The organism is Paraburkholderia sp. SIMBA_027 (assembly GCF_046535315.1).
Taxonomy (GTDB): Bacteria; Pseudomonadota; Gammaproteobacteria; order Burkholderiales; family Burkholderiaceae; genus Paraburkholderia; species Paraburkholderia tropica.
On record NZ_JAWRWY010000904.1, the window covers coordinates 1 to 261 of the forward strand.

Sequence of the window (261 nt, forward strand, 5' to 3'; positions counted from 1 at the left end):
GTCGATTGTGTAATTCCGATTGACGCCATATAAGCCCGTAGAATTTCTTTTAATCCTGGAGTGGATATTCTTCAGAAATGAAGGTTCATTATAACGGTATCCAGTTCCCAGAATGACGTAATCAGCTTCCTGCTCATAAGGTACCTGCTGCTCCAGTTGGATAAATTCAAGATTCATGGATGCCGGATTGCTGTTGTCTACTCTATTCAATTGGCTGTTGGGAATAATTCTGAGCCTCGGATCGGCATTATCAATATTCAG

At 41.4% G+C, this 261-nt stretch carries 1 protein-coding gene; it reads right to left on the reverse strand.

Translation table 11 applies throughout. From position 1 onward, the window contains the following. The coding region (locus SB764_RS41705) for a SidA/IucD/PvdA family monooxygenase (RefSeq protein ID WP_410866992.1) at positions 1 to 261 on the reverse strand (261 nt) is incomplete at both ends.